25 protein-coding genes and 3 pseudogenes are annotated in these 24,025 nt (G+C 62.6%); 15 read left to right on the plus strand and 13 right to left on the minus strand.

The window, feature by feature from the left end; all coding sequences use genetic code 11:
• Positions 1-12: 12 nt before the first annotated feature.
• The 4 genes from trbG to NKI52_RS14765 are packed head-to-tail and all read left to right on the plus strand — an operon-like array spanning position 13 to position 2,667.
• The gene (gene trbG, locus NKI52_RS14750; protein WP_352698436.1) at positions 13-1,035 is read left to right on the plus strand and encodes a P-type conjugative transfer protein TrbG; all 1,023 of its coding nucleotides are present in this window, start codon (positions 13-15) and stop codon (positions 1,033-1,035) included.
• Entirely contained in the window at positions 1,032-2,234 is a 1,203-nt protein-coding gene (locus tag NKI52_RS14755) for a TraB/TrbI/VirB10 family type IV secretion system protein (protein ID WP_352698395.1), read from the plus strand. Before trbG ends, NKI52_RS14755 begins: the two co-directional genes overlap by 4 nt.
• Positions 2,231-2,392 (plus strand): DUF2274 domain-containing protein, encoded by a 162-nt coding sequence (locus NKI52_RS14760; RefSeq protein ID WP_502897755.1) that lies wholly within the window; start codon positions 2,231-2,233, stop codon positions 2,390-2,392. The genes NKI52_RS14755 and NKI52_RS14760 overlap by 4 nt, the downstream gene beginning before the upstream one ends.
• Positions 2,380-2,667, plus strand: coding sequence for a DUF2274 domain-containing protein (locus tag NKI52_RS14765; RefSeq protein WP_352576721.1), 288 nt, complete (start codon positions 2,380-2,382; stop codon positions 2,665-2,667). Before NKI52_RS14760 ends, NKI52_RS14765 begins: the two co-directional genes overlap by 13 nt.
• Positions 2,668-2,956: 289 nt before the next feature.
• Here the strand turns inward: NKI52_RS14765 and NKI52_RS14770 are convergent, their stop codons facing one another.
• From NKI52_RS14770 to NKI52_RS14800, 7 genes are all read right to left on the minus strand, one after another.
• Complete coding sequence (locus NKI52_RS14770; protein WP_352698397.1) at positions 2,957-3,376, minus strand: Ohr family peroxiredoxin; 420 nt, start codon at positions 3,374-3,376, stop codon at positions 2,957-2,959.
• Between the two features lie 55 nt (positions 3,377-3,431).
• Complete coding sequence (locus NKI52_RS14775; RefSeq protein WP_352698399.1) at positions 3,432-4,493, minus strand: alpha/beta fold hydrolase; 1,062 nt, start codon at positions 4,491-4,493, stop codon at positions 3,432-3,434.
• A 46-nt stretch (positions 4,494-4,539) separates the two neighbouring features.
• The gene (locus tag NKI52_RS14780) at positions 4,540-5,292 is read right to left on the minus strand and encodes an SDR family oxidoreductase (protein ID WP_352698401.1); all 753 of its coding nucleotides are present in this window, start codon (positions 5,290-5,292) and stop codon (positions 4,540-4,542) included.
• A 91-nt stretch (positions 5,293-5,383) separates the two neighbouring features.
• A complete protein-coding gene (locus NKI52_RS14785; protein ID WP_502897608.1) occupies positions 5,384-6,040 on the minus strand; it encodes a VOC family protein in 657 nt (218 codons plus the stop codon).
• A 221-nt stretch (positions 6,041-6,261) separates the two neighbouring features.
• Positions 6,262-6,909, minus strand: a complete 648-nt coding sequence (locus NKI52_RS14790) for a cysteine hydrolase family protein (RefSeq protein ID WP_352698405.1) — start codon at positions 6,907-6,909, stop codon at positions 6,262-6,264.
• 47 nt (positions 6,910-6,956) lie between these two features.
• Positions 6,957-7,493, minus strand: coding sequence for a hypothetical protein (locus NKI52_RS14795; protein ID WP_352454421.1), 537 nt, complete (start codon positions 7,491-7,493; stop codon positions 6,957-6,959).
• Positions 7,494-7,624: 131 nt separating this feature from the next.
• Positions 7,625-8,944, minus strand: coding sequence for an epoxide hydrolase family protein (locus tag NKI52_RS14800; protein WP_352698407.1), 1,320 nt, complete (start codon positions 8,942-8,944; stop codon positions 7,625-7,627).
• Positions 8,945-9,151: 207 nt separating this feature from the next.
• Between NKI52_RS14800 and NKI52_RS14805 the strand changes: the two genes are divergently transcribed.
• Entirely contained in the window at positions 9,152-12,013 is a 2,862-nt protein-coding gene (locus NKI52_RS14805) for an ATP-binding protein (protein WP_352698409.1), read from the plus strand.
• Between the two features lie 303 nt (positions 12,014-12,316).
• Here NKI52_RS14805 and NKI52_RS14810 read toward each other — a convergent pair whose 3' ends face one another.
• A complete protein-coding gene (locus NKI52_RS14810) occupies positions 12,317-12,490 on the minus strand; it encodes a hypothetical protein (RefSeq protein ID WP_245274779.1) in 174 nt (57 codons plus the stop codon).
• A 63-nt stretch (positions 12,491-12,553) separates the two neighbouring features.
• Here NKI52_RS14810 and NKI52_RS14815 point away from each other — a divergent pair.
• The 9 genes and pseudogenes from NKI52_RS14815 to NKI52_RS14855 all read left to right on the plus strand — a co-directional run.
• A pseudogene (locus tag NKI52_RS14815) lies at positions 12,554-13,279 on the plus strand (NADP-dependent oxidoreductase); the annotation flags it as partial.
• 198 nt (positions 13,280-13,477) lie between these two features.
• The gene (locus NKI52_RS14820) at positions 13,478-14,182 is read left to right on the plus strand and encodes a gamma-glutamylcyclotransferase (RefSeq protein ID WP_352698411.1); all 705 of its coding nucleotides are present in this window, start codon (positions 13,478-13,480) and stop codon (positions 14,180-14,182) included.
• Positions 14,183-14,225: 43 nt separating this feature from the next.
• Complete coding sequence (locus NKI52_RS14825) at positions 14,226-14,348, plus strand: hypothetical protein (RefSeq protein ID WP_352698413.1); 123 nt, start codon at positions 14,226-14,228, stop codon at positions 14,346-14,348.
• Between the two features lie 113 nt (positions 14,349-14,461).
• Positions 14,462-14,644, plus strand: coding sequence for a hypothetical protein (locus tag NKI52_RS14830; RefSeq protein ID WP_023679139.1), 183 nt, complete (start codon positions 14,462-14,464; stop codon positions 14,642-14,644).
• Positions 14,645-14,863: 219 nt separating this feature from the next.
• The gene (locus tag NKI52_RS14835; protein ID WP_352698415.1) at positions 14,864-15,796 is read left to right on the plus strand and encodes a sugar ABC transporter substrate-binding protein; all 933 of its coding nucleotides are present in this window, start codon (positions 14,864-14,866) and stop codon (positions 15,794-15,796) included.
• Positions 15,797-15,863: 67 nt separating this feature from the next.
• A complete protein-coding gene (locus NKI52_RS14840; protein WP_352698417.1) occupies positions 15,864-16,919 on the plus strand; it encodes an ABC transporter permease in 1,056 nt (351 codons plus the stop codon).
• 3 nt (positions 16,920-16,922) lie between these two features.
• Positions 16,923-17,702: an ATP-binding cassette domain-containing protein gene (locus tag NKI52_RS14845; protein WP_352457238.1), complete on the plus strand. Its 780-nt coding sequence runs from the start codon at positions 16,923-16,925 to the stop codon at positions 17,700-17,702.
• A complete protein-coding gene (locus NKI52_RS14850; protein ID WP_352457239.1) occupies positions 17,699-18,658 on the plus strand; it encodes a cyclase family protein in 960 nt (319 codons plus the stop codon). Before NKI52_RS14845 ends, NKI52_RS14850 begins: the two co-directional genes overlap by 4 nt.
• Before the next feature lie 23 nt (positions 18,659-18,681).
• Positions 18,682-20,157 carry an amidase gene (locus NKI52_RS14855; RefSeq protein WP_352698419.1) on the plus strand — a complete coding sequence of 492 codons (1,476 nt, stop codon included), beginning with the start codon at positions 18,682-18,684 and terminating at the stop codon, positions 20,155-20,157.
• Between the two features lie 16 nt (positions 20,158-20,173).
• Here NKI52_RS14855 and NKI52_RS14860 read toward each other — a convergent pair whose 3' ends face one another.
• Positions 20,174-21,460, minus strand: a complete 1,287-nt coding sequence (locus NKI52_RS14860; protein ID WP_352595144.1) for an ROK family protein — start codon at positions 21,458-21,460, stop codon at positions 20,174-20,176.
• A gap of 156 nt (positions 21,461-21,616) precedes the next feature.
• Between NKI52_RS14860 and NKI52_RS14865 the strand changes: the two are divergent.
• Positions 21,617-21,793: pseudogene (locus tag NKI52_RS14865) on the plus strand (SMC-Scp complex subunit ScpB); the annotation flags it as partial.
• A 30-nt stretch (positions 21,794-21,823) separates the two neighbouring features.
• Here NKI52_RS14865 and NKI52_RS14870 read toward each other — a convergent pair.
• From NKI52_RS14870 to NKI52_RS14885, 4 genes and pseudogenes are all read right to left on the minus strand, one after another.
• Positions 21,824-21,982: an RES domain-containing protein gene (locus NKI52_RS14870; RefSeq protein ID WP_023679132.1), complete on the minus strand. Its 159-nt coding sequence runs from the start codon at positions 21,980-21,982 to the stop codon at positions 21,824-21,826.
• Positions 21,983-21,996: 14 nt separating this feature from the next.
• Positions 21,997-22,158 (minus strand): annotated as a pseudogene (locus NKI52_RS14875) (ISNCY family transposase); the annotation flags it as partial.
• Positions 22,159-22,571: 413 nt separating this feature from the next.
• Positions 22,572-23,288, minus strand: a complete 717-nt coding sequence (locus NKI52_RS14880; RefSeq protein WP_023679129.1) for an ABC transporter ATP-binding protein — start codon at positions 23,286-23,288, stop codon at positions 22,572-22,574.
• The gene (locus NKI52_RS14885; protein WP_156937422.1) at positions 23,285-24,025 is read right to left on the minus strand and encodes an ABC transporter ATP-binding protein; all 741 of its coding nucleotides are present in this window, start codon (positions 24,023-24,025) and stop codon (positions 23,285-23,287) included. The genes NKI52_RS14880 and NKI52_RS14885 overlap by 4 nt, the downstream gene beginning before the upstream one ends.

Consider the following 24,025-nt stretch of genomic DNA (forward strand, 5'->3'; position numbering starts at 1 on the left):
GCGAGACCGGCCATGCGCAATGCGCCCAGGGCGCGTATGTTTGCCCTGGCACTGCTGTCAGCAACGGCGCTCGCCGGCTGTGCTTCGAAAAAATACATTCCGCCCGAGATCCAATATGACGATGCCAGGCCTGCCGTGCAGAAGGTCGACCCACCTGCTCCAGTGAAGGTGGTGGAAGTGCCGAAACTGCTTCCACTGCCTGGTCAGTTGAAACCGGTCGAGGCCATGAAGGTGAAGCCGGAGTCAGCCGATCCGAAGCAGCGGATCAGCCAGGCCAATGAGGCCGCACGCATGCAGCCGGTTCGCGACGGTTTCGTCAATGCCATCCAGCTCTATCCCTGGAGTGAGGGCGCGCTCTACCAGATCTACGCCGCACCCGGCCAGGTCACTGACATCGCCTTGCAGCCCGGCGAGCAGCTTGTCGGCTCCGGGCCAGTCGCCGCCGGTGACACAGTGCGCTGGATCATCGGCGATACGCAAAGTGGGACAGGGGAGCGCCAGCAGATCCACATTCTTGTGAAGCCGACACGGCCGGATCTCCAGACCAACCTCATCATAAACAGCGACCGCCGCACCTATTATCTCGAGCTCCGCTCGACCGAAAAGACCTACATGGCCTCCGTCTCCTGGCAGTATCCGCAGGACCAGCTGATTGCGCTGCGGCGCCAGAATGCGCAGGCTTCCGCCGCAAAGCCGGTCGCGACCGGCGTCGACCTCCAGAGACTGAATTTCCGCTACCGCATCGAGGGCGATGCCGCACCCTGGCGGCCGCTTCGCGCCTTCGACGACGGTGCAAAGGTCTACATCGAGTTCCCGTCGGGCATAGGGCAGGGGGAAATGCCGCCGCTGTTCGTGATCGGCCCTTCGGGTGGTTCGGAACTGGTCAACTACCGCGCTCGCCAGAATTACTACGTCGTTGATCGGCTGTTTGCGGCCGCTGAATTGAGGCTCGGCGACAAGACGAGCGAAAAGCGCGTCCGCATCGTGCGGACGGACGCGAAACGACGCCAGCCTGGCGCGGGGCTGTTCCGATGACCGACGCTGCAAATGCACTCAACCATGACATTCGAGCCGAACTGCGCCTGCGGCCCGAACCGGCCAGGGTCACGCGATTGTCGCGCAAGGCGCTGATAGGGGTTGGTGGGGTTGCCAGCGCTGCGATCCTCGGCACGTTGATTTGGGCGCTCGACACTGGACGGCGCGGCACCGAACAACCGCCCGAGCTCTTCACCACTGAAAACCGCTCCACCGCCGACGGGCTGCAGAGCCTGCCGAAGGATTATGCCGGAATTCCGCAACTCGGCCCCGCGCTGCCTGGCGATCTTGGCCGGCCGATCTTGCGTGCGCAGGAACGCGGCCAGCCGACCGGGGCGCCGACCATCAGTGGATCGCGCGCCGATCCGGAGGAGCAGCGCCGACTGGCCGAGATCGAGTCCGCACGCGTGGCGAAGCTCTTCACCGATACGAACACGAGAGCTGGTCCGGCACGACAGAGTGCTGGCAGCAGAGTCGCCCAATCTGGTCTGACTCCGCCCCCCGGGCCGCCACCGATCGATCCTGATGCCGCGCAAAACGTGCAGGATCGCAAGCTGGCCTTCGTCAAGGCCGAGCCAGACGGTCGCACCGTCAGTCCCAATCGGCTCGCCGAGAAGGCCTCGCCCTATGTGGTGCAAGCCGGCACCGTCATTCCAGCTGCCCTTATCACCGGCATCCGCTCCGACCTGCCCGGCGACATCACCGCTCAGGTCACGGAAAATGTCTACGACAGCCCGACAGGATCCCATCTCCTGATCCCGCAGGGTGCGAGGTTGATCGGCCAGTACGACAGCCACGTCGCCTTTGGTCAGTCGCGCCTGCTGCTGGTGTGGAACCGGCTGATCATGCCCGATGGCACATCGATCGTGCTGGAGCGGCAGCAGGGCGCTGACACGCAAGGGTTTTCTGGCCTTGAAGACGAGGTTGACCATCATTGGGGCCAGATGTTTCGGGCCGCCGCGCTCTCGACATTGCTGGGCATTGGGACATCGCTTGGGTCCAGCGACGACGAAAGCGAAATCGCCAAGGCCATCCGCGAAAGCGCGCAGGACTCGGCCTCCGATATTGGCCAGCAGATCGTGCGCAATCAGCTCAACGTGCAGCCGACGCTCACGGTGCGGCCCGGTTTTCCGGTTCGCGTGATCGTCAATCGCGACCTTGTTCTTGTGCCGTATGGTGCGCCGAAGGATCCGTCATGACCAAGCTGAAACGCTCCGCCATTCCCGATAATCGTCCGGTCAAGATCACGGTCGAACTGCCCGGCGCCGTTCATCGCGATCTCGTCGCCTATGCTGATTATCTGAACAGTCAACATGTCTTTGTCTCACACGCAGGAGGTGAACCATGCCGGATCTGAGGCTCGGTCGGCTGCCGAAGGTTGGTGTCGTCCGCATGACCATCATCCTGCCAGAGCCTCTCAAGGAGGAACTCGACCAGTATGCGGCCGAGCACAGCCGGCTCTATGAACCCGTGGACACTGCTGCCCTGATTCCGCACATGCTGGAAGCCTTCGTCAGTTCGGATCGCGGTTGGCGCAGCCGTAAGGCGAAGGCCGGCCGTGGCCGTCAACGAGGGGCGTCTCCAGCCAGCAGCACGACGCGAAGCGGTGCTGAAGGTGATGGCTCCGCCTGAAGCTGTCCTAATGGCTTTACCCCAAGCGGAATATCGGTTCCGGCCCTAAGCGGAAGCTCGCATGCTCCGGGCCAATTCACGGCCATGACCCAGAGCGGACATTTCGCGCTCAGAAGGGATTATCACGGTGACCGGAGGGATACCCCTCCTGTCATCCTGACCGTATTTGTGCTGGATGCGCTCTGACAGGTGCGATGCCGTGGCAGGTTTTTGCAGACCTTGGCGAGAAGGAATGATCCAAAATGTAACCCTGGCCATGCCAATTGCTTCAATGATCGATGCAATCCACTCAGAGCAGGTTGATCGCAATTTGAACGTTGCCGCGCGTCGCTTTCGAGTACGGACAAATGTCGTGCGCCTCGTCGATCAGGGCTCGTGCGGTATTGTACTCCACGCCGGGCAGGCTGACGTTGAGCCGAGTGCTGAGAGAGTAGCCGTCGTCCCCGAGATTCAGATCAACCTCGGCATCGATTCTCACTCCGGCCGGCAGCGCAATTTTTTGTTCGTGAGCCACAGACGCAACCGCGCTTGCGAAGCTGGCCGACCAGCCGGCTGCAAGCAGTTGCTCCGGGTTGGTGCCGATGCGCGCCGATCCGGGTATGGAAAGCCTGATGTCCAGAAGGCCATCAGAGCTGCGCGAGGCGCCATTCTCGCGGCCACCTGTGGTTGCGGTCCTGGCCGTATAAACAACCCTCGCGATCCGGTTCATAGGCATTCTTTTGGTGGTTGTAGTACCTGCCGGAGGGGCGGCGCCGCGAACTCGATCACGCGTCGACCTCGACAACGGCGTCGGCAAAGGCCTGTGGCGCTTCCTGAGGTAGGTTGTGTCCAATGCCGCCCATGACTACCCGGTGGCTATATCTGCCTGAAAACATCTTGGCGTAAGCGCTGGCGTCCGGATGCGGCGCGCCATTGGCGTCGCCCTCGAGCGTCATCGTGGGCACGGAGATGACGGGTGCCTGAGCAAGCCGCTGCTCCAGTGAATCATATTGCGCCTCGCCTTCTGCCAGGCCGAGCCGCCAGCGGTAATTGTGGATGACGATCGCGACGTGATCCGGATTGTCGAAGGCCGCAGCACTCCGCTCGAACGTGGGCTCATCGAAATTCCATTGCGGCGAGGCGAGCTGCCAAATCAGCCTGGCGAAATCGCGCGTATATTTCTCGTAGCCGACACGGCCGCGATCGGTAGCGAAGTAATATTGGTACCACCATTGCAGCTCGGCCTTCGGCGGCAGCGGCAGTTTGCCGGCTTTCTGGTTGCCGATGAGGTAGCCGCTCACCGAGACCATCGCCTTGCAGCGTTCCGGCCACAGGGCGGCGATGATGTTCGCCGTCCGAGCGCCCCAGTCGCAGCCGGCAATCGTCGCCTTCTCGATACCCAGCGCATCCATCAGCGCGACGATGTCGCCAGCGATGGCCGACTGCTGACCATTGCGCATCGTCTCGTCCGACAGGAACCGCGTCGTGCCGTATCCGCGCAGGTAGGGCACGATCACGCGGTGGCCTTTCACCGCCAGAATGGGCGCAACGTCGACATATGTGTGGATGTCGTAAGGCCAGCCATGGAGAAGGATAACGGGCGGACCGTCGGCAGGGCCGGCCTCTGCATAGCCGACATTAAGGACACCGGCATCGATCTGCCTGGGTGCGCCGAACGAGTTCTTTGCCGTGTGCATCGCAGACGCCGTCGTCTGGTCGACTCCGCTGGGTGCCGCCTTCGCTGTCGCGGTCATGCCGAGTTCGGCAAGCGTCATGCCCATTGCGGCTGCACCGATCAGGCGACGGCGGCGCTCATCGATTTTGTCGCAAACACTGATCGTGTTCATGGTGATGTCTCTTTGTGATGAGGCAATGTGCTTTGTTCCTGCGTAGTCACGAGACGAGCTGCTGGCCGCCGTCGACGTCGTATGTCGCGCCCGTCAGCGCCGTGTTGCTCATGATGTAAACGGCGAGCGCGGCAACATCAGCCGGTCCGACGACACGTCGGATCGGCAGCGTCGCGCGCAGTTCGTCGCGCCGCTTGTCGAGGTTGTCGCCGAGCAGCGACGCCGACAGTGGCGTGTCGACGAAGCCTGCGGCGATCAGGTTGACGCGTATCGGCGCGAGCTCGAGCGCGAGATTGGCGATGAGCGCGGGGAACGCGACGGTAACCGTCGAGACGATCGCGAGGCCTGGTTTTGGGCGGCGTGCGCCCGTGCCGCCCATGAATATCAGTGAGCCGGCCGACCCGACCTTGCCAGCGGCGCTGCGTGCCACATTGAGCGCGAGCAATAGGTGGTCCGTGAGATCGTGTCGTGCCTCCTCGGGAGGAATTTCGAGGGGTGAGCGATAATGGGGAGCGCCGGCAGTAACCATCACATGGTCGATCAAGTCCGGCAGATCTTGAAAGAACGACTTCAGCTGGGTCGCATCGTTGGCGTCGAAGGCGGCGGTGCCCTCAGCGCTAATCTCGCACGCTGCTTGATCGAGGCGGTCGCGATTGCGTCCGGTGAGGATGACGCGGGCGCCTTCGGCGCGGGCACGCCGGGCGGTCTCCAGACCGATGCCGGCGCTACCGTCGATGACGACGACCGTCTGGCCAAGAAGTTCAGGTTCGCGCTGAGTGGGGATGGCTGCGGTACTCATGATTTCCTCCGATAAAGGCCGTCAGGTCGCCACGATCTCCGCAGGCCGCGGACGAATACGGCGGCAGTGTGCCGCCGTCTGGAAGCTCGTCCTACTGCGGCAGTTCCTCGGCAGACTGCTCGGCCACCATGTATTCGGCGTACCAGTCCGGCCAGTTCTCGTCGCGCTGGCCGCCGGTCCGCTTCTCGTGCTCTCCGTGGGCGACCGACGCGCGCCGCATTGCGGCGGCCAGGTCGCCCTCGGAGGCGAAGCTCGTCGCCTTGGAGTCGATCCGGCCCGGAAACCGGGTGGTGATCTCCTGGAGCAGCCAGCCGTTCCCGTCGGGATCGCTGAACGTTGCAAAGGAGACGTAGCTGCGTCCCTCCGGGTCCCGACCATTGACAGCAGGCTGTCCCGGACCGGCACGGTGGAACACTTCGCTCACATCTGCACCATGAGCGATGAGCTCGGCGCGCGCCGCCACGATGTCGGACACGATGAGATAGAGACCCTGTGTCGACCCCGGCGCGGCCGAGGTGACACCCTTGCCGAAGTGGATCGAGCCAGGCGAGCCCGGAGGCGTGAACTGCACAACCCGGAACGTGTCGCCGACCGCGAAGTCGGCATCGAGCCGCCAGCCGAGGCCCTCGTAGAACTGCTTGGAGCGGTCGACGTCTGCGACCGGAATAACGACAACCTCGAACTTCAGGTCGACGGGACGTGCGCTTGCGGTGTCGGAGGTCTTTTCGCCCTGACGGGCCGTTGCGATGTCTGACATGGTCGTTTTCTTTCCAGTTGGGTGGGACCTGGTCCTGCCCGATCGTTGCCACGTAATGACCGAGCCTGTTCTTGATCTCTCTGCTGGATGTCGGCGAGAGCCAAGTTCTCTTCGACGTATTTTGACGCGTCGAGCGCACGGAAACGGTCCGCCGGTGTGAAGAGTGAGATGCGCACGGTTGGCCATTCCCTCGCGTGTGAGATCGATCATCACTACGCCTCGGCGGCCGAGGTCTGGACGGCAGAAATCGAGTCGATGATTTCGTCTGTCGTGACAATCGCGCTGGCGTAGTTCGGCATGTTGACGTCGAGAGCCGCGTGCATCTCCTCATCCGAGTAGTCTGCCGTCGCGTCCCTCACCACGGTTACGTCGTAGCCGAGCTCGGCGGCGAAGCGAACGGTCGCTTCGACGCAGGTGTGTGCGATCAGTCCGATGACAATGAGTTTCTGGATTCCGTGCCTTTTCAGCTGCAGATCCAGATCCGTATTGGCGAACCCACTGGAACACCAATGTTCGGTGGCGACAGTCTCGCCTGGCTTGGGCTCGAACTCGGACCGAATCTCGCCGCCCCAGGTGCCGTATTCAAAGCTCTTGCTCTTCCATGCTCTCTTCTGGACGGGCGCGACGTAAGTCCATGTCTCATAGTCGCCCGGACGGTATTGATGATGCATTGCATAGAAGACGCGAAGCTTAGCTTGACGCGCGGCATTCAGGACTTGCAGCATGTGAGGCACGCAGCCGTTCGCCTCTGCGACAGCCCGGATGCGGGGCCATATCTTGCCCCCATCGGAAATGAAGTCGTTGTACGGATCGATCACCAGAAGTGCGGTGACCTCCCGGTCATGTGCGTGCCTCGTCATTGTGCCTCCTCCATGGAGCGGCTAGATCACAAGCCAGATGCTGCCGCTCAGTTCCTGAGCGCGGCTCGTTCGATGCTGGCCGCAAAAAGCGGCGTCTCGCCCTTGTTGTGAGCGATCGACATGGGCTGGCGCTGTGACCGAAGCACCTCGAACGGGATGCCCTGGCGCTCGAAGAAAGCCATGAATTCCTTCGTGGCCCAGGACCGGACGTGGTTGGTAAACTCACATCGGCGACTGTCGATAGCCTTGACGCTCAGCTCCCAATGCACATGGATCGTGGTGCGGCCAGTAGGCGTGAAGAGGTCTGAAACCGACTCCAGGATGAGGTGATCCTTGCGGCCGAGCGTCTCGACATAATGTTGCACCATCAGGCTGCCGCCGATGATCTCGACATTGATCGACATGCGCTTGCCATCCGGCGTCGTCGTGAAACCCGCCGCTATGTGGGCGGGCGAACACCCCTGATATTCATGTTCCGACAGCGCGAAGCACCAGTTGGGAATGTCGATCTTCTCGATCGGCGCGTTGATGATAGCCGTAAAGCTTGAATCGACGATTTCATGGTCCTCGACGGGGGCTGCCATCTTCGTGATGGGTTCGTGCGATGCGGAAGATTGCGCGATTGCTGACATGACGTTCTCCTTTGTCCCGGGTTCAATCGGGTTGCCTTGGGCAGTCGAGCAGGTGTGACTGCAAGCGGAACCCTGTTGGGGGTTCAGATTTGCTGGCGCAGCGGACGAAATGCCGTCCGGAGTTCGGCGGTGAAGGCCGCGGGCTGCTCCCAGGCTGCGAAATGGCCGCCCTTGAGGAGCCGGTTGTAATGGATAAGCTTCGGATACGCCTTTTCAGCCCAGCTCTGCGGCGCCTGGTAGATCTCGTCCGGGAAGGCGCTCACAGCGACCGGGATCTTGATGCCCCTGGGGTCGAAGAAGCCTCCCGTCGGGTGGTGCGCGTTGTCCCAGTAAAGACGCGCCGAGGAGATCGCCGTGTTGGTCAGCCAGTACATCGTGACATTGTCCAGGATATCGTCCTTCGTCAGCCCTTCCGCCTGCCCGTCGAAGACGCGTGCGATCAGCTCGTAGCTGCGGATGTCGTGGTCGAGCATCCAGGCTGCGAGACCAACCGGCGAGTCGACGATGCCGTAGAGCGTCTGCGGGCGATTGTTCATCTCGATCGCGTAGCCCAGCCCGTTCTTGTAGAAGTCGTCGAGCTGGTCGTAGGCCCGCTTCTCGTCGGGCGAGAGGCCGGCGGGCGCCGGGCCGCCGGCGGCAAGCGCCTTCGAGATGTCGGCGGGCACGGTGGCAGCCATGTTGGTGTGGATGCCAAGCAAGCCTGGAGGCTCTTGCAGCGCCATCGTCTCCGACACTGCGTTGCCCCAGTCGCCGCCCTGTGCGACGTATTTCGTGTAGTCGAGACGCTGCATCAGCGTAGCCCACGCCTTGGCGATGCGGGCAGGGATCCAGCCAGGTGCCGTCGGCTTGCCGGAGAACCCATAGCCCGGCAAGGACGGGATCACCACGTGGAACGCATCCGCCTCGGTCCCGCCGTATGCAGTTGGATTGGTGAGTGGCTCGATGACCTTCAACTGCTCTATGATCGAGCCAGGCCAGCCATGCGTGACGATGATCGGCAAGGCATTCTCATGCCTGGAGCGGACATGGATGAAGTGGATGTCCAGCCCGTCGATCTCGGTGATGAACTGCGGCAGGGCATGGAGCCGGGTCTCCATCTTGCGCCAGTCGTAATCCGTCGCCCAGTACTTCGCGAGCTTCTGCATTGTGGCGAGCTGCACGCCCTGGGTGTCGTCGGCCACATTCTCCTGGTCCGGCCAGCGGGTCGCGGCGACGCGTCGGCTAAGCTCGTCGATTTCCTCCTGAGGAAAGCTGACCTTGAAGGGCCGGATCGCATCGCCCGCGGCTGCGGCGACCGATGGGAGCAGGCTGGCAGTACCTACGGCGGCAATGCCCATTGCGGCCGTGCTCAAAACCAGGCGGCGGTCCTGATCGATTAGTTCGGGAGTCTTGTTCGTATTCATGGGTCTCTCCTGGGGGGTGCTCGGTGCTGCCGAAAACTTACGCCCGCAGGACGAGAATCGCCCGTTATGTGTTGTGAGCCCCCTGTTAGTCGCTGTCAGCGCTGGTGGCTCCGGGCAGCGGGGTCCTGCCACCGTTCGCCTATGGCGCAGGTGTTGTACTTGACTTAGACTATAGGCTTGGTGGCGGGCGGCTCCGAGAGAAGCGCCATGACGATAGTGGCAGGTCAGGCCAAGGACGGACTGTCGTTCGGTCCTTTCCATCTGGTTGCGAGCGAAAGGCTCGTCACAAAAGACGGCGCTCCCTTGGCGCTGGGCTCGCGTGCACTGGACATTCTCATTGTCCTGATATCCACGCCGAATGAAATCGTCGGCAAAAAGGATCTGATGTCGCGGGTTTGGCCCGATGTCGTAGTCGAGGAAGGCAGCCTGCGGTTTCACATGGCCAGGCTCCGCAAGGCGCTGGGTGACGGAAAGGACGGCGCACGATACATCGCGACACTACCAGGGCGGGGTTATTGCTTCATCGCGCCCGTCTCGCAGATCGGCGGTCCGCGCGATGAAGAGCCTGCAGCTGCCGCCAGTTTTCCGCACGCGAATCTTCCGAGCCGCTTGGGCCGAATGGTTGGCCGGGACGACGACGTTCTCCAGCTGTCGGCTCGACTGAATGCGTCGCGCTTCGTCACAATCGTTGGCGCGGGCGGCGTCGGCAAAACCACCGTCGCGATCGCGGTCGGACATCACCTCATTGACGCCTTCGCGGGCGCTGTGCTGTTCGTCGACCTGGGAATGCTCGGCGATCCCGACCTGGTGACGACAGCCGTCGCCTCCATGCTTGGGCTGTCGGTTCAATCGAGTGACGCGACGCCCAATCTGATCGCCTACCTGCGCAACAAGCGGATGCTTTTGATCCTCGACACCTGCGAGCATCTCGTCGATGCGGTGGCGCCTCTGGCCGCAAGCATCATCGACGCGGCGTCGCAGGTCCACATTCTGGCAACAAGTCGCGAAGCGCTTCGGGTCGAAGGCGAGCATATCTACCGATTGGATGCCCTTGCCTGTCCGCCGGACGACCCAAGGCTTACGGCGGCGGTTGTCCAGACGTTCCCGGCCATTCAACTGTTCGTGGAGCGCGCGGTGGCAAGTGGCGCGCGCTTGGATGTCAGCGATGCGGAAGCCCTGATCGTCGCAAGCATCTGTCGAAAGCTTGACGGTGTGGCGCTCGCAATCGAGTTGGCGGCCCGGCGGGTCGAGTCTTATGGATTGCAACAAACCGCCGCGCTTCTCGATCAACGTCTGACTTTGCTGTGGTTGGGATCGCGGACCGCGCCACCGCGTCAAAAGACCCTGCAGGCCACGCTGGATTGGAGCTTTGGGCTACTTACCGACCTGGAGCGCGCAGTGCTTCGCAGGCTCGCTGTATTCCTTGGTCATTTCACGCTCGATGCGGTCTTGGAAGTCGTCACAAGCGCTGCCCTCGACAGGTCGACCGTTCTTAATGCCATGGATAGTCTTGTTGCCAAGTCGATCATAGCGACGCGCCCGCTCGGAGCGATGATGCGCTATCGGCTCCTGGATACCACGCGCGCCTATGTCCTCGATATCAGCATAGATGACTCCGAGGCCGCCGATCTGGCGGTGCGCCACGCCGCCTACTATCGAAGATGGCTTGAGCAAACAGGTATCGAGTGGCCAGGTCTGGCGACCGGCGAAGAGCGGGCTCCTCACTTCGCCGCCATCAACAATGTGCGGGCCGCTCTGGAATGGTGCTTCGGCGAGGGCGGAAACGCCGATATCGGCATCGGACTTGCCACTGCTGCCGCGCCTGTTTTCCTGGCGATGTCCTTGTTGCCGGAGTGTCATCGCTGGTCAGAATGCGCGATATTCGCTCTCGACGATGCCGCTCTTGGCGGACTTGACGAGATGCATCTCCAGGCAGCCTTGGGTGTGTCCCTGATGTTCATGCGGGGAGGGCGTGATGCGGCGCGCGTCGCCCTGGAGAAAAGCCTGGCGATTGCCGAAGAACGCGGTGATACGTTGGATCAAGTGCGCCTGCTGGGTCCGCTCAACATGTTCCACCTGCGGACAGGCAATTTCGTGACCGCCCTCCAGTTTGCAAAACGCTGTTCAGCCATAGCCGCGACCCTGGAGGATCCGGTCGCGATTGCGTTGGCGCATACCATTCTGGGGATATCGCTTCACCTTCGTGGTGACCTGGCCGAAGCCCGCGCGGAGCTTGAGGCGGCGCTGGATCGCGGACCGCGCGCTCAGCGAACCACGACGATCTATCTCGGTTTCGAAGGCAAAATCCTGGCCAAGGCTATTCTGGCCAGGAACCTTTGGCTGCAAGGCCATCCGGATCAAGCCATGGAACGCGCCCGGCAGGCCGTCGAAGAGGCCGCCGCCATGGATCATTCGCTGACGCTGGCGATAGCCTTGATCTGGGGAATATCGGTATTCCTGTGGGCAGGCGAACTGGAGAGTGCTGAGGCATACATAGACATGCTCATTTCCCGCGCCGAGTCCCATTCCATGGCCCCTTACCTGCTGGTCGGTCGGGGATTCAAAAGCGAAGTCGCAATCCGGCACGGGGATGCGACAGGTGGGGTCGGGGGCCTCCAGAGTTCTCTCCAAAAGCTCCACGCAGCACCTTACGAATTGCTCACGACCGAGCTCAACCTCTCGCTGGTTAGAGGACTATCCGCGATCGGTCAGGTCGACGAAGCAGTCGCGCTGATCGGTGATTCAGTTGGTCAAGTCGAAAAGAACGGTGACCAATTGTACCTTCCGGAGTTGCTGCGGATGAAGGGAGGCCTTCTTCTCCAACAACTGTCGGAACCCAATCGCGACGAGGTCGGCGCATACCTAATGCAGGCACTGGAGTTGAGCCGGAGTCAGGGCGCGCGGGCATGGGAGCTGCGAACCGCAATTGATATGGCAACGTTGATGGCTGGGCGAGGGGAGATCGACGGCGCTCGCGAGCTCTTGCAATCGGTTGCGGAGCATTTCGTAGAAGGCGCGAGTACGGAAGATTTGAAGGCTGCCGCGCGCCTGTTGGCGACGCTGAGCTAGCTACCGCCGATACGCGTTTACACTTTTGCAGACGGTCCGACGGCAGCTATTGGCGCACCCAAGGCAATGCAGGCTCAACTGTAAAATTGCCGGGAGAATTTAATCGAAGGACTGACTCGGGTGGAAACCGGAAGTTCGACGCGAACCCAACAGAGAGCTCGCCGGCTGTTCACGGCTGCTCTACTCGCTCAGTCCTCGGACAAGCCGGCCAGAGAACTATCCTTCCAGAAGCGACACGGGATCAAGGGACGTCGCCTGGCCGGACGTGACGCGCAGGAGAGGGCATCTTTGCAAACGCGACGATCACTCCGGCACGCCGGAGATGCCCAGCGCCTCGACGTAACGCTCGGCGAACACCTTGTCCCGCCACGGGTTGATCTGTCTCTGCAGGGTGAGCGTGTAGGTCGGGAACGCCTCCATCAGCCGCCGCGCCGCCGCCTGCGCTTCGTCCAGCCGGTTGAGTTTGACCAGCGCCATGATCACCACCCGGTGCGAGGAGCCGTAGTTCGGCATCTCGTGCAGCGCGCGTTCTCCCCTTTCTGGGAAACATTCACTGTCTCAAGCGGCACGGGATTGCGGAAGGTTGACCTGGATGTTGGGTCCATTTCGACGGCCCTCGGCGTCCTCGGAATGCCAGGCCAGACAGCGTATACCGGAATGCTCAATATCGGCCGGCCGAAACAGGGCGAAACACTTGTGGTTGCAGCGGCCAGCGGGTTGGTCGGCTCATTGGTCGGCCAGATCGGGAAATTGCACGGCTGCCGGGTGGTTGGCGTTGCCGGCGGCGCTGAGAAATGCCGCTATGTCAGGGAAGAACTCGGCTTTGACGCCGCGCTGGACCATCATGCTGCCGACCTCGCGGAGCAGTTGCGCTCCGCCTGCCCGGACGGCATCGATATCTATTTCGAGAACGTTGGCGGGCATGTTTGGAATGCCGTGTTTCCGCTTCTCAATGATTTTGCCCGCATCCCCGTCTGTGGCTTGGTTGCCCATTACAGTGATGTAGGACCTCCGGCTGGTCCAGACCGTCTGGTTGCGTTCATGAGAGCAGTGCTGACGAAGCGATTGACGGTCCAAGGCTTTATCGTTTCTGATTTCGGCGCGCAGATCGACGACTTCCGCAGGGACGTTTCGGCCTGGCTCCAAGCGGGGAAGGTCAAATATCGTGAGGACATTGTCGAGGGACTCGCGAATGCGCCGATGGCCTTCATCGGTCTTCTCAAGGGCCGCAATTTCGGCAAGCTGTTGGTCAGGGTTTCACAGTGAGTAGAAAAGCGTCTCCCAAACCTAGATTGCCGAAACCACATGGAATCGTTCGAGGGCGAATATGCGGGGCGCTTTGCTGTCATCGGTGAAGGGGCAAAGACTCATTCACGCCGTGCATCGGTTCGTATCTTGCAACGCCCGTAGTATCTGCCAAGGATACGCGATCCTGATCCGATGGAGCACGGGATGTCGAGCCAAATGAGAAAGCTGACCTTGACCGCGGACCACGTCGCGCGGGTCCACAAGGTCGTTCAGGACCAGGGTTTGACGCCAGGTGCCGAGCTACACACCGATGCCGACTACGACAGCTGGGTCGAGCAAATGATCCGAACTCATCCGGCCCCGAAAGCACCGACCCGCCTGTTCGCCTACGGCTCCTTGATCTGGAAGCCGGAGATCGAGCATATCGGTGAGCAGGTAGGCCTCGCTCGTGGGTGGCATCGCGCTTTCTGCTTTCGCATGACCCGTTTTCGGGGCACGCCGGAGCAGCCAGGCCTTATGATGGCCCTCGATCGTGGGGGGCAATGCAGCGGCGTCCTGTACGACCTGCCAAAGGACAACCTCGAACGCCAATTCGGCAAACTCTTTCGACGCGAATTCACCTACAAGCCGGCCAACAGCATGCCCCGGTGGATCACGGTGGCGACCGCTTCCGGGCCTATCTCGGCCTTGGCCTTTGTGATGAACCGCGCGTCACCTCTCTATGCCGGTCGTCAGTCGCTTGAAGCCGTTGCCGATGTCCTGGCCCTGGCCTGCGGTCATTGGGGAAGCGGGGCCGAATACCTGTTCAACACGGTTTCTCACCTCGAAGCCAAAGGCATACATGACAGCAGCCTCTGGCGGCTTCAACGCCTTGTGGCGGAGTTGATAGAGCGAAACCCGGCGGAGCGGAACGTTCTTTGAGCCGACGGAGCGGTCGCTTCAAGCATCCGCAGTTGGCGCGAACATGACCTCCAGCATTGTCACCCGCGATGTCCGCTTCCGGGCGGAGGCTGAAGAGACTGCCACCGCACTTTTCAACCTCGCCAAGGAACACCTCGAACGGCTCAAGGCGAGGCCATCGACTTAAGCCTAGCTGTGCGTGTTTCGACATTTCGACGTTGCGGTGTCGGATTATTTGCATGCAAACCAGTTTTACGACGCTATCCTCCCATCCTCAACGGAAGATTCTGGGAGGAATGCATGGCTGCGCATGAGCAACATGCCGTTGAAATCATTAGGGACAAAGAGTGGTCGGTTCGCGTGACGGTCAACGGCACCACCACCACGGTCCCTTTTACATCTGAGAGCTACGCGCGTTCGTTCGCAGACGGTCAGGCGTTCCGACTGGGCGTTCAGGTCGCGGAGATCAAGAAGGCGGCCTAGCTGCGCGCTTGCCCCAAGAGCCCCACAGCGATTGAACCTCGAGTGACCAAAGCCGGTTGAAATTAGCCGTTGCGCGGCATAAGAGCCTGTGCCTATAGTTAGTACGTGGCTCGCACGAACAAACAGACTGACTGTGACGACCTGTAGATGGCGCCGAAGCTGGGCTGCTGCGCGGTCTGGAGGTGAGCCGGAACACTCGGTCAACAGGGGATACGCACAGTGAACCGCTTTCAGAAACTCTCGACCGCAGCGCTCGTCGCAGCATCCTTCACGTCGACCGCCCTCGCCACGAATGACAAGCTGACGATCGGCATCGTCACCTTCTCGACATCCGACGTCGACACAAACCAGATGGTCGACACGATGAGCCAGGAAGCCAAGTCTAAGGGCTGGTCGGTGGAAACGCTCAATGCCAATGGCGATCCTTCGCAAGCGATCACCAGCATCAAGCAGCTGGCAACCAAGAAGGTGGACGCCATCATCGTCACGGTCTTCGATTCGACGGGCCTGGCGGCCGGGCTCCAGGCGGCGGCGGACGCAAAGATCCCCGTGCTTTCGGCCGGCGGCGGCATGGCAGACGGGATCGCGCTATCTGCAAGTACCGGTGCTGCGCAACCGCTGATCGACTTGATGCTGAAGGACATCGGCAAGTCCGGAACTGTACTCGACCTCACCTACCATCCCGGCATTCCGTGCCGCGAACGAGCCGACGCCTTCGATGCGGCGGTCAAGGCAAATCCGGGGCTCAAGGTGACCTCGCACGAGATCAGCATCCCAGGTGCTGCCGAATCGTCGCAGGCCGCGACCAGCGCCTGGCTTGCAGCCAATGCCAACGCCAAGGGGCCGTTCGCCATCTTCAACTGCTATGACGACAACGCTATGGGCGCGATCGCGGCGCTGAAGCAGAACGGCCGCAGCGACGTGAAGGTCTATTCGTTCAACGCCACGGCGCCCGCTGTCCAGGCTGTCAAGGACGGGACGATGACCGCCACGCTCGGTGTCGATCTGACTTCGGCAGGCAAAATGCTAGTCGATCAGATTCCCGACATCCTGGCAGCTGGCGACCAGTGGAAGCCCAAATCCTTCGTGCCAGGCTATACGCTCGTTACCAAAGAGAACGTCGACAAGTTCATCAAGGACAATCCGCAGTAAGCTCTCCTGATTGTGGGTCTGGGCCGGACTTGCCTGGCCGGGCCGGAGTGCTGTCATGAGAGCCGCCATGTCCGCTGATCATTCCCTGCCCGAAACCCACGCTCCGGCAGAGCCGCCCCGCGTCCTGCCGTCAACGCAGACCGGCTATGCCTCGCCCAATGCCCGACAGCGGCGCGCGTTGCTCATGCGCCTGCTTGGAACCTACGGCACCATCATCGTGCTGGCGTCGATGCTGGGGATCTTCTCGGTGCTGGAGCCGGGGACCTTCGCAACCATCGGCAATTTTCGCAACATCGTAAACGACATGGCGATCGGCACCATTGTCGCGGCCGGCCTCACCGTGCCCCTCGTCGCCGGTGATTTCGACCTCAGTATCGGCTATGTCGCGAGTTTCTGCGGGCTTCTCGTGGTCGGGCTGTTGAGCAGCAGTGGCTTGCCGATCCTACCCGCCATCTTCCTTGTCGTCGGTCTCGGAACGGTCATCGGCATTGTCAACGGCATTGTCGTTTCGAAGATCGGGGTGAACGCCTTCATTGCCACGCTTGGCACGGGCACCATCGTCGTCGGGCTGAACTACGCCTATTCGGGCGGAATTCCGCTGCAGCTCACCCAGTCGCGCGAATTCACCAATATCGCGATCGGCCGGATTGCCGGAGTGCCGCACCTCGTCATCATCATGGCCGTCGTGCTTGCGCTGCTGTGGGTGATCCTCAACCGAACAGTGCAGGGCCAACACATCAAGGCCATCGGGGTCAGCCCGGAATCAGCGCGCCGCGCCGGCGTCGCCGTCGATCGCAGCCGCATCGTTGCCTTCGCCATCGCCAGCACCTGTGCTGCTATCGGTGGCGTGCTGATGGCCTCCAATCTCGGCTCCGGCCAGGTGACGGCGGGTGACAGCTTCATGCTGACGTCGTTTTCGGCCGCCTTCCTCGGTTCGGCGGCGCTGCGAGAGGGTCAGTTCCATATCCTCGGCACCTTGATCGGCGTGCTGACGGTCGCCGTCGGCAACAATGGGCTGGCCATGATAGGCGCGCCGATCTTCACGCAGTTCCTGTTCACCGGCTGCCTTCTCGTCGTCGCCGTAGCGCTCGGCGGTATTGGCCGCCGCTATGCGAGGGGATAGGCCATGGCGCAGAAGATGCTGCTCAGCCTGCGCCGGATCTGCCGCAGCTTCGGCGGCATCCAGGCACTCGATGACGTTTCGCTGGACATCGCCAGGGGCGACATACTCGGCCTCGTTGGCGACAATGGTGCCGGCAAGTCGACGCTGATCAAAATCCTGGCCGGCGCGCATGACCCAACTTCCGGCGACGTGATCCTCGAAGGGCGGCCGCAAAAGTTGTCGCCGCCGTCCGAAGCGCAACGCCTCGGCATCGAGACGGTCTATCAGGACCTGTCGCTGATCGGCACGTTCACTGCCGCCGAAAACTTCTTTCTCGGCCGCGAGATTGCGCTTGGCCGCGGCCCGGCGCTGCTGCGCTGGATCCGCCGCAAATCGATGGGCGACATCGCGATGCGCGGCCTCGAGGAACTGCACATCGAGATCCCCGGGGTGCGCAGCAAACCGGTGGATCGCATGTCCGGCGGCCAGCGCCAATTGGTGGCGATCGCGCGCGGTGCCTTTTGGGGCCACAAGCTGCTGCTGCTCGACGAGCCCACCGCGGCGCTCGGCGTACGCGAATCCCGTGAGGTGCTCGACCTCATCAAACGACTCGGCGCCCAGGGGCTGACGATCGTCATGGTCACCCACAATCTCGATCATCTCTGGCAGGTGTGCAACCGCGTGGTGGTGATGCGCAGGGGCCGCAAGGTCGCCGATCTCGCAAGTTCCGGCACCAACATGGAGGACGTCGTCGCTTATATCACCGGCGCCAGGCAGCCGGCGACCGCGCAGGCGGAAGCATGAGCGCGGCTGAAACGATGACGCTGCGCCGGCTGCTGGGCAATGCGCCGAGCCGCTGGGGGCATTGGGGTGCCGACGACGAGATCGGAGCGCTCAACTATCTGACCGCCGACGAGGTCAAGCGCGGCCTGGCGTCGGTGCGGGACGGCCGCACCTTCACCCTCGGCGTGCCGGTCGGGACTTCTGAGGGCGATGCCGTCTTTCCCGGCCGCTGGCCGGCGAAGCATTTCATGGTCGCCGACAAGGCCGGCTTCGAGAACGGTCACTGGCAACCGCTTGCCGGCGGCCTCGAATTCGCAGACGACTATATCACCAGCTTCGCACAGGCCGGCACGCATTGCGACGCGCTCGGCCACATGTGGTTCGACGACACGCTTTGGAACGGCTTCGCGGCAAGCAGTACCAATGGCGGCATGACCAAGGCCAGCATCATGCCGATCGCGGAGCGCGGGATCGTCGGACGCGGCGTGCTGCTCGACATCGCCCGGTTCCGCGGCAAACCGGCCCTTGAGCGCGCTGAAACATTCACGCATCGCGACCTCATGGAATGCGCCCGGGCCCAAGCGGTCGATATACTGCCGCGCAGCATCCTTCTCGTTCGCACCGGCTGGGTCGGCGCACTGGCGGCGGGAAGCCAGCGCGTCGGCGATGGATATTGGGAACCCGGACTGACCTTCAGCCTCGACCTCGTGCGCTGGTTCGACGAGATGCAGATCCCCTGTCTGGTTACCGACACACTGGCCAACGAGACAACCTACGAGCCCGAGACCGGGTTGATGCTGGTGCTGCACGCCGCGCTGATGCGCAATCTGGGCGTGGCGTTCACCGAAATGGCATCGCTCGACCTGCTGGCCGCCGACTGTGCCTCGGACCGCCGCTACGAAGGCTTCTACTGCGCCAGTCCGGTCAAAGTGAGCAAGGGCACCGGCGGCGCGGCAAATCCAGTGTTCATCAAATAGCACCCAACAAGGTGGAACGGCTTATGACTTCTGCAGACGACCAGATCTGTTTCCTGCCGGCCACGGAACTGGCCCAGCGCATCCGGCGCCGCGACCTGTCGCCGGTTGAAGTAACCGAGGCTTATCTGCGCCGCATTGAGGCGCGCAACCCGGTGGTCAACGCCTATACGCTGGTTCTCGGCGACCAGGCGATGGAAGCTGCGCGGGCCGCCGAAAAGGCCGTGATGGCAGGCGGTCCGCTTGGACCGCTGCATGGCGTCCCAGTCGGCATCAAGGACCTCGACGATATGGCCGGCGTGCCGACCTCGATGGGGTCGTGGGCGGTGCACGACCGGGTGCCCAAAACAAGTGCTGTGGCGGTCGAGCGCCTGCTCGACGCAGGCGCCATCGTGCTCGGCAAGACCAACACGCCGGAGTTCGGCCATAAAGGTATCACCGACAATCTGCGCTTCGGGCCGACCAGCACGCCCTTCGCGATCGGCTACAATTCCGGCGGCTCGTCCGGCGGCAGTGCGGCAGCGGTCGCCGACGGCATGGCGGCCCTGGCGCAAGGCACGGACGGCGGCGGTTCGGTCCGCATCCCCGCCTCGTTCAGCGGCACCGTCGGCTTCAAGCCCTCTTTCGGCCGCATTCCTTCGGTGACTCGCCCCGACGCCTTCTTGTGGGGACATCCTCTGGTCCATATCGGACCGCTGACCCGCACCGTTGCGGACGCCGCGCTGATGACCAAGATCATGGCCGGGCCTCACAACCGCGACCCGTTCTGCCTGCCGGATCACGGCGTTGACTATGTCGGCGCCGTTGCCGGGCGGACGCCGAAACTGCGCGTGGCCTACAGCCCGCGACTGGGCAATTTTCCGGTCGAAGCCGGGGTCGCCACCGTCGTTGCCCGGGCCGTCGATGTCGTGCGAGCACATGGCATTGAGGTTGATGAGGTCGAGCTCGATTTCAGGGCCGATCACAAGGAACTGGCGGCGCTTTGGGTGCGCACGATCTCGATCCACTATGCTGCCATCGCCGTGTACTGGAAACAGGAGGGCATCGACCTAATGGGCAAGCACGCCAAGGTGCTCACCCCGCAGTTCCTCGCCATGCTGGAGGGCGCCTACAAGGTGTCCGCCGTCGACCATGCGCTCGACGATCTTTTGCGCACCGGCGTCCTTGACGGCCTCGAGGATGTATTCGAAGCCCATGACCTGATCGTCTCGCCGACGCTGGCCGTTCCGCCCGTCAAGAATGCCCCCGACGGCAACACGATCGGGCCGACATCGATCAATGGCGAGGCGGTCGATCCGCTGATCGGCTGGTGCATGACCTATCCGATCAACTATACCGGCCATCCGGCGATTTCGGTTCCGGCCGGCCTGACGGCGCAGGGCCTGCCGGTCGGCCTGCAGATCATCGGGCGGCGGCACGCCGACGAAACCGTTCTGGCGATGGCGGCTCAGTTCGAACGTATGCAGCCCTGGTTCCAAAGCTATCCGGGGCTCGCTGGATAGTTGGGTGTCGGAATACCTAGATCGGAAGCTGCAGCAGCTCGGAAATCACCAGACCGGCTGCGCCTAGGAGGGCGGCCCGGTCACCTGCATCGCCGGCAATGAATTCGATCGCGCCGCCGGGTCGTGACGGAACCATGGCGCGGACATGCTCCGCGATTGCGCCGAGCAGGCAATCGCCGCCGAGCACGACATCGCCATGCATGATGAAAATGTTGGGCGCCACCGTCTGCTGCAGATTGGCGATGCCGACGGCGACGTTGCGGGCATAGCGGTCGAGCAGCTCAGCCGCTCCCGGCAGCCGCCGCGCCGCCATGTCGACGAGGCGGGCCGAGTCGATCAGGTCTGGCTCTGGCAGAGCCGTGCGGGCGGCCTCCCGCCGGAGCCAGCTCAAGGTGGCAATGGTGTCCCAGCAGCCGCGCCTGCCACAGCGGCAGGGCTCGCCGTCGAGCTGCACGAAAGTGTGTCCGAGTTCGCCGCCTGCGCCTGCCGTGCCACGATAGAGGTGCCCGTCGAAATAGAGTGCGCCGCCCAGCACCTCGCCCGTGTAGACGACCGCGAATTGCCTGACGCCGCGCCCGGCGCCGAACCAGCGGTCGCCGACCAGCAAGGCGCGCGGATGATGGTCGAGCTTGACCGGCAGGCCGAAGCGTCGCCCGAGATCGTCGGCGAGCGGGTAGCGGTCGAGCGCCGGCGCGAGATTGACAGCGACGATCGACCCGCGATCGGTGTCAACCATGCCGCCGACGCCAACACCGATCCCGAGAGGCATGCGCCGCGCCCTGGAGAGAGTGTCGCCGACGCATTCAGCGATCGACTCGATGATTGGCCGGACCGGCCCCCTGCCGTCCGGCAGGGCCATCTTGCGTTCCGATTCGATCTTGCCGTCGAGCGTCGCCACGCAGGCATGCACGGCATCCGGCATCAGCAGCACACCGCAGATCGGACGGGCATTGGGCGAGAACCACAGCGGCCGGGCCGGCTTGCCGCCGCCCGGACTGGGAGGAACCGGGTCGCTCTCGACCAGCACCTGATCGTCGATCAGCGGCTGCACGATTCCGGAAATGGTGGTGCGGTTGACCCCGGCCAGGCGGGCCAGTTCAGCCCTGCTCGTCGGCCCAAGATCGAACAGGGCCTGCAGCACACGGCCGCGATTGGTCGAGCCGACCATCGAGGACGACAGCAGCGCCTTGCGCCGGCGCGAAACCCGCTCCGCGCCGGACGCATCGCCGGGCGGCGTGAACAGAGCGCTGCGTCCGCCATTCGGGCGCCCATCGTCGGTATCGTCCATCGTCGGGTTTTTCATAAGGGGCATCCTGCCAGCTCTTCTAACCCAGGACCTTACCGGTTTCGAGCACTTTGTGCGAGCAGGCAACAAACTCGTGCATTACCAGGACAAGATGCGTCGCAAATGTTCAAAGACACGCCAGCTCGGCGTCTCCTGACTAATTGGTGTCACAATAAGTTCCTGACCCACTTCGGCTTTGACACGTTGCGCGACCTGCCGGATTTCGAGGCACTCGAGGACGCTGGCCTGCTGTCCAAGGACAAGCTGCTCGCCGGCGATATTCCGGTTGGCCAGACGAGCGGGGAGCGTGATGATGAGGTGGACATCGTCGCTGAAGGCGAGATGCCATGAGCAGACAGGTCTCTTCGACTCTCGGCAATCTCACGTCCAGGATGACCGATCGCGTGGCAATCGGTGATCGGGATCATGGACTTCAACCACATCGCCTTCGACAAGATTGGCTGGAAAGATCACCAGATTCGTCCCGCCGGCATGACGCAGCGACGGAAACAAAATACCGCGAAGCCCCTTGATGATCACCTGGTCTGCGAGCTTCCGGTGGCCTTGACGTCGACCCGCACCAAATCGCGCGCCACGAAGCCAAGCAGGTCGCGATGCTCATCCAGCCATTGCGACATCGCCTTCAACTCGCGACCGATCTCGTGCGTGGCGAAAAGATCGAATATGCTGGCTTGGACGGTGCGTTCTTGGCGCATTGTCGGCTCCGGCGGTGGCAGGGCTTTGGAGTCAGTCGCATGATCCAAGATACCTGAAACCGCCGGGCCTTGCTCGCGCAAAGCCGCGGTTCATTCAACAGAATCAACCGTTTGCCGTTGATGGACGGGAACTAGCTAGCACTTTTTCACGATGATTTCGCCCGGCGTCGCTGACCAGACTGGCAAGCCACGGACGCTGGGATCGTCGAACGTCGGCATGCAAAAGGAAAAAGACAGGACGTTGGTGGTTTCAGGTTTTGCGATGGTTTCGAGGTGCGAGAAGTCGGCTCGAGCATTGGCGCGCAGAGCGGCTACCTCGCTGCCCCTTGCGTCCGGGCGTCTATAAGTAATCTCTAGTAAACGAGCTGAATGATTAGGATTGGGACCGCAAGAGCAGAACTGCAAATGCCCTCTCACGCTCCACCCATATAGATATCCATGATCTGCCGATCGTCGCGCACATCCTGAGGCTTTCCCTCGAAGCGCCTTTCGCCGGCCGCCAGGATGTAAAGCTTGTCTGCCATCGGCATCGCCTCACGGATATTCTGCTCCACCATCACGATGCCGATGCCGTGCGCGGTGAGGCTGCCAATGCGCTCGAGCGTCTCGATGACCATGGCCGGCGATAATCCGGCGGAAGGCTCGTCGAGCAGAATGAAGCGCGGTTCCGAGACCAGCGCTCGCCCCAGCCCAAGCATTGCCTGCTCGCCGCCAGAAAGCGAACCGGCCGCGGTTCGCCGTCGCCGCGCCAAAGAAGGATATTGCTCGATCACCGCCTCGATGCGCTGTTCGACTAGCCGGCTGTCCGCGATGGCGTAGCCCCCCATGCGCAAATTCTCCATCACTGTGAGGCGCGGAAACACACCGCCGCCCTGCGGCATCAGCACCAGCCCCTGGCGCACCACCTCATGGACGGCAAGGTTGGAGAGCGTTGCATCGCCCAGGCTGGCCGTGCCGCTCCACACCGGCAGCGCGCCGGCAATCGCCTTGAGCAGGGTCGACTTGCCACAGCCGTTCGGTCCGAAGATGCAGGTGATCTTACCAGCCTCCGCGCTTAGCGAAACGCCATGGACGATCTCCTGCTTGCCGTAGCCGGTGACGATGTTTTCGGCGGTGAGGGTGGTGCTCATTGCGGCCGCCCCAGATAGGTCTGCATAACTTCCGAATTGCGAACGATGTCGTTAAAAGAGCCGCTGGCCACGACGCGCCCTGCATCCATGACGATGATGCGATCGCACACGTTGCGTACCATCTCCATGTCGTGCTCGATGACCAGGAAGGTGATGCCGTGTTCGCGCAGCCGCGCGATGGCCTCTAGGATGATCTTGCGGATGTTGGGATGCACGCCCGCCGTCACCTCGTCGAGCAAAATGAGCGTGGCCTGGCGCATGATGACGCGCCCGAACTCCAGCAGCTTCTGCTGGCCGCCCGAAAGGTCCGAAGCGCGATTGTCGGCGACATGGTCCAGCGTGAGCAGCGCCAGCGTTTCGGCTGCCCGATCACGGGCGCCCTGCCAATGGCCCTCGGCCGCTGCCGCTAGCAGGTTTTCGGTGACGCTCATATTGTCGAACATGGCCGGAATCTGGAAGGTGCGCGCAAGCCCCAGCCGCGCGATCGCGTGAGCCTTTCGGCCGCCAATTTCGTGACCGTCGAAGCGGATCTGGCCACGATCCGGCGCCACCGTGCCCGACACCAGGCTGAACAGAGTGGACTTGCCGGACCCGTTGGGCCCAATCAGGCCGGCGATCTCGCGCCGACCGACCTCCAGAGACACACCGTTGACAGCCTTGATGCCGCCGAAATGGCGGTAGAGTTCGCGCACGACGAGGATAGGGTCGCCGGCCCCGGCCGTTTTGCCCTCGACCAC

Source organism: Mesorhizobium sp. M0590, from assembly GCF_040320905.1.
Taxonomy (GTDB): Bacteria; Pseudomonadota; Alphaproteobacteria; order Rhizobiales; family Rhizobiaceae; genus Mesorhizobium.

What these genes read in the sequence shown, in the direction of transcription:
- trbG (WP_352698436.1), top strand. Translation starts at nt 13, where the DNA reads ATGCGCAATGCGCCCAGGGCGCGTATGTTTGCCCTGGCACTGCTGTCA.
- NKI52_RS14755 (WP_352698395.1), top strand. Translation starts at nt 1,032, where the DNA reads ATGACCGACGCTGCAAATGCACTCAACCATGACATTCGAGCCGAACTG.
- NKI52_RS14760 (WP_502897755.1), top strand. Translation starts at nt 2,231, where the DNA reads ATGACCAAGCTGAAACGCTCCGCCATTCCCGATAATCGTCCGGTCAAG.
- NKI52_RS14765 (WP_352576721.1), top strand. Translation starts at nt 2,380, where the DNA reads ATGCCGGATCTGAGGCTCGGTCGGCTGCCGAAGGTTGGTGTCGTCCGC.
- NKI52_RS14770 (WP_352698397.1), bottom strand. Translation starts at nt 3,376, where the DNA reads ATGAACCGGATCGCGAGGGTTGTTTATACGGCCAGGACCGCAACCACA.
- NKI52_RS14775 (WP_352698399.1), bottom strand. Translation starts at nt 4,493, where the DNA reads ATGAACACGATCAGTGTTTGCGACAAAATCGATGAGCGCCGCCGTCGC.
- NKI52_RS14780 (WP_352698401.1), bottom strand. Translation starts at nt 5,292, where the DNA reads ATGAGTACCGCAGCCATCCCCACTCAGCGCGAACCTGAACTTCTTGGC.
- NKI52_RS14790 (WP_352698405.1), bottom strand. Translation starts at nt 6,909, where the DNA reads ATGACGAGGCACGCACATGACCGGGAGGTCACCGCACTTCTGGTGATC.
- NKI52_RS14795 (WP_352454421.1), bottom strand. Translation starts at nt 7,493, where the DNA reads ATGGCAGCCCCCGTCGAGGACCATGAAATCGTCGATTCAAGCTTTACG.
- NKI52_RS14800 (WP_352698407.1), bottom strand. Translation starts at nt 8,944, where the DNA reads ATGAATACGAACAAGACTCCCGAACTAATCGATCAGGACCGCCGCCTG.
- NKI52_RS14805 (WP_352698409.1), top strand. Translation starts at nt 9,152, where the DNA reads ATGACGATAGTGGCAGGTCAGGCCAAGGACGGACTGTCGTTCGGTCCT.
- NKI52_RS14810 (WP_245274779.1), bottom strand. Translation starts at nt 12,490, where the DNA reads ATGGCGCTGGTCAAACTCAACCGGCTGGACGAAGCGCAGGCGGCGGCG.
- NKI52_RS14820 (WP_352698411.1), top strand. Translation starts at nt 13,478, where the DNA reads ATGAGAAAGCTGACCTTGACCGCGGACCACGTCGCGCGGGTCCACAAG.
- NKI52_RS14825 (WP_352698413.1), top strand. Translation starts at nt 14,226, where the DNA reads ATGACCTCCAGCATTGTCACCCGCGATGTCCGCTTCCGGGCGGAGGCT.
- NKI52_RS14830 (WP_023679139.1), top strand. Translation starts at nt 14,462, where the DNA reads ATGGCTGCGCATGAGCAACATGCCGTTGAAATCATTAGGGACAAAGAG.
- NKI52_RS14840 (WP_352698417.1), top strand. Translation starts at nt 15,864, where the DNA reads ATGTCCGCTGATCATTCCCTGCCCGAAACCCACGCTCCGGCAGAGCCG.
- NKI52_RS14845 (WP_352457238.1), top strand. Translation starts at nt 16,923, where the DNA reads ATGGCGCAGAAGATGCTGCTCAGCCTGCGCCGGATCTGCCGCAGCTTC.
- NKI52_RS14850 (WP_352457239.1), top strand. Translation starts at nt 17,699, where the DNA reads ATGAGCGCGGCTGAAACGATGACGCTGCGCCGGCTGCTGGGCAATGCG.
- NKI52_RS14855 (WP_352698419.1), top strand. Translation starts at nt 18,682, where the DNA reads ATGACTTCTGCAGACGACCAGATCTGTTTCCTGCCGGCCACGGAACTG.
- NKI52_RS14860 (WP_352595144.1), bottom strand. Translation starts at nt 21,460, where the DNA reads ATGAAAAACCCGACGATGGACGATACCGACGATGGGCGCCCGAATGGC.
- NKI52_RS14880 (WP_023679129.1), bottom strand. Translation starts at nt 23,288, where the DNA reads ATGAGCACCACCCTCACCGCCGAAAACATCGTCACCGGCTACGGCAAG.